This is a genomic window from Bacillus haikouensis, assembly GCF_013179555.1.
GTDB classification, from domain to species: Bacteria; Bacillota; Bacilli; order Bacillales; family Bacillaceae_B; genus Rossellomorea; species Rossellomorea haikouensis_A.
In genome coordinates, this window is record NZ_JABMCR010000380.1 from 1 (window position 1) to 3,215 (window position 3,215).

The 3,215-nt window shown below is 38.6% G+C and carries 5 protein-coding genes; all 5 read left to right on the forward strand.

Features of this window, described 5'->3' with window-relative positions; translation table 11 throughout:
• Positions 1 to 294 (forward strand): aromatic-ring-hydroxylating dioxygenase subunit beta (locus HP456_RS21840; protein ID WP_281358113.1); only part of this gene is annotated, 294 nt, incomplete at its 5' end.
• A gap of 38 nt (positions 295 to 332) precedes the next feature.
• Positions 333 to 1,121, forward strand: coding sequence for an SDR family NAD(P)-dependent oxidoreductase (locus HP456_RS21845; protein WP_172255036.1), 789 nt, complete (start codon positions 333 to 335; stop codon positions 1,119 to 1,121).
• Positions 1,122 to 1,620: 499 nt separating this feature from the next.
• A complete protein-coding gene (locus HP456_RS21850) occupies positions 1,621 to 2,415 on the forward strand; it encodes an alpha/beta fold hydrolase (RefSeq protein WP_172255038.1) in 795 nt (264 codons plus the stop codon).
• A gap of 85 nt (positions 2,416 to 2,500) precedes the next feature.
• Complete coding sequence (locus tag HP456_RS21855) at positions 2,501 to 2,749, forward strand: ferredoxin (RefSeq protein ID WP_172255040.1); 249 nt, start codon at positions 2,501 to 2,503, stop codon at positions 2,747 to 2,749.
• Between the two features lie 284 nt (positions 2,750 to 3,033).
• Positions 3,034 to 3,215, forward strand: a 182-nt coding sequence (locus HP456_RS21860; RefSeq protein WP_172255042.1) for an NAD(P)-binding protein, incomplete at its 3' end; no start/stop codon positions are given.

Below are 3,215 nucleotides of genomic sequence, written 5' to 3' on the forward strand. Positions count from 1 at the left end.
CTTCGTGTGGATCGTTTGAAAACGGATTATGCATGGGCGGAAATTCCTCCTTCCAGAACGCGGCGCTTCGTCAGCAATGTGCGTATTAAAGAGTTTGTGGAAGGAGAAAAAGCAGCCGTGAATAGCTACCTGCTTATTTATCGAAGCCGCAGCACGGATATACATCATGATTTAATTTCAGGAGAACGAAAAGATGAATTTATGTTCGAAGATGGAAAATGGAAACTTTCCAAGCGAGTATTTATTGTGGATCAAACAACAATAAATACTAGAAACCTTGCAATATTCGTATAAAGTTTTCATTTTCGAAAATAAAAGAGAGGTTGAGTCGTATGGCAATGGTCTTGAAAGATAAAGTAGTGTTGATTACAGGGGGAGCATCAGGAATAGGGCAAGCTGTCACACGACGTTTTATTCAAGAAGGAGCGAAAGTCTGCATTGTTGGCCGATCAAAAGAAACATTAGAAAAAATGAAAGAAGAATTTGGAGAAAATATTCTTACTCACCAGGGTGATGTCAGCAAATACGAAGACAATGAGCAAGCTGTCCAAGCCACTGTGGAGCAATTTGGGAAATTAGACGTTTTTATTGCGAATGCAGGCGTATTTGATGGATTTGCGAAGTTTTCTGATGTCACTCCTGATGCGCTATCTGAAGCATATGATTACCTCCTCAACATTAACGTAAAAGGCTCGTTTTTCGGCGCGAAATCGGCTCTTGAAGAACTAAGAAAAACAAATGGCAATATCATTTTTTCTGTATCTGGAGCAAGCTTCTATCCTGATGGCGGGGGTGTTTGGTACACAGCGAGCAAGCATGCCCAAATCGGATTGATGCGTCAACTTGCGTTTGAACTAGCACCACATATACGAGTTAATGCAGTAGCACCGGGTGGTACTTTAACTGCACTTTCCGTTATTCCTCCGTTACGTCCATTTACGAAAATCGTAGATAATGATACGAAAGCAGAAAGTATTAAAAAGCGAAACCCTCTTCAACTCGCGCAAATGCCAGAAGATCATGTTGCCGCGTATGTCCTGTTAGCATCTGACGAATCACGCGCGATTACCGGTGAGGTCATATCCAGTGATGGTGGATTGTCAGTGCGAGGTCTTGGTTAATAGTCTTGTTTAAATAATAGATTGTTAGAGATGGGGTTTATATACGGTGGAACCACTATAGCTTTTCTAAATACACCTACTGTCAATTTGAACTTAGCGACCCGGATAAAAATCCCGGAACAATGCGGGAGGAAAGGGGTTATCCGGTTATTCAGACAGGTAACTTTTTTAATGGGAAAGGACGATATGCTTATATGGATACGACATCAACATATAAGTGATTATTGAACTTCTAAAAAGGATTGATACCTAATTTTTTGTCAATCGTGTATTAAAAAAATTAGTCCGTTTAGGTAGCAGTTTCTTCATATTTGGGTCTATACATAATGAGGAGTGAATTCAGTGAAGTATCAACTTTTCATGGGAAGCGGGAGGTCAGTAGGGAAGAGTGATTGAGAGGACAAGGTAAAGAAAAGTAAAAAAACCTCACAATACACTGATATACACTTTTTATAACCTATCCTTTTACCTGAAACTGAGAAAGGAGGGGCTGAATCGTATGCCTTACGTAAAAGTAGAAGACTTAAGTATCCATTATGAAGTGGAAGGTAATGGAGAACCTTTAGTATTACTGCATGGTATGAGCAATAATTCCCAGTCGTGGAGGGAACAAGTAAAGGAATTAAAGGAATATTACACAGTCATTGCTTGGGACGCCCCGGGTTATGGAAAAAGTTCAGATCCAATCGGAGAATTTAGAAATTTCAAGGAATTCGCTCGGGTCCTAAATGGTATGCTGGATCAGTTGAAGTTGGAAAAAGTCTACCTTCTCGGGCATTCAATGGGAGCAGCAATTGCTATAGAGTTTTGCTTACTCTACCCTCATAAGATGAAGAAGCTTATAATTTCCGATCCGACAAGGGGAGCTGCTGCTTTGGATCGAGATGAGAATGAGAGGAAATTAGAAAATCGGTTATATTCGATTGAAAATCTTTCTCCTAAGGAGATAGCAGAAAAAAGAATAGAAGCATTGCTATCTTCCTATGCCTTAGAAGAAGTATATATGCGGGTAAAAGAAATTATGACACAAGTAAGACCAGCTGGATATCGTTCGGTAGCCTATTCACTCTATCATCTAAATCAAACGAACTTGTTCTCTAATATAGATGTTCCGGTCCTTGTTCTATGTGGAGAGTTGGATACTGTAACACCTGTAAGGGAAGCGGAGGCTATCCATGAAGAATTGATTAACTCCGAGCTGGTTATCATTCCTAAAAGTGGTCATTTGTGTTATCAAGAAAATCCGGGGGAATTTAATGCAAGTATAATAGAATTCTTGAACAAGAGTGTCTAGGCAAAACCGGATTATAATCACCTTAGTTTTTAACTATTTAGCTTTGAAGTGAAATTCATCCCTAGGGAGGGAAAGGAGCAAAAAAATGCCAAAGTTTACGATTGTTGATAAAGAAACCTGTATTTCTTGTGGAGCATGCGGCGCCGCAGCTCCTGATATTTATGATTATGATGAGGAAGGTATTTCATTTGTTATGTTAGATAATAATGAAGGAACGGTCAGTATACCAGATGATTTAATGGATGATTTAATGGATGCTATAGAAGGTTGTCCAACCGATTCTATTAAAGTAGCAGAAGAGGCTTTTAATGGAGACCCATTAAAATTCGAATGATTTATCGGGATCTGATTAGTGAGGTCGTTTGTAGTTAATTCTAGATTTACTTACGAATTTGAAATATCTCATTGTTTCACTCGACGGTAAGTGTTTAGTTTCAGATTTAAACTTTCACTACTGAAGCACTCGTGTAAGTTTAACAGTTATTTGTTCATCGAGTATTGTTTTATTGAACTATTCTTTTTAAATAAATATCTCTAGTAGCATTTCAAGCCTTTCTCTCACAATCTATATTGTATAAACAAAATAAATCTAGTAGGGGATAACTAGGAGTGATTAGTTTGACAGACAAAAAGAATGTATACGACATTACTATTATTGGCGGAGGTCCAGTAGGCTTGTTTACAGCGTTTTATGGGGGGATGAGGCAAGCAAAAGTGAAAGTTTTGGAGAGTCTTCCTCAGCTTGGTGGACAGCTTACAGCCCTTTATCCTGAAAAATTCATTTATGATATTGCTGGCTT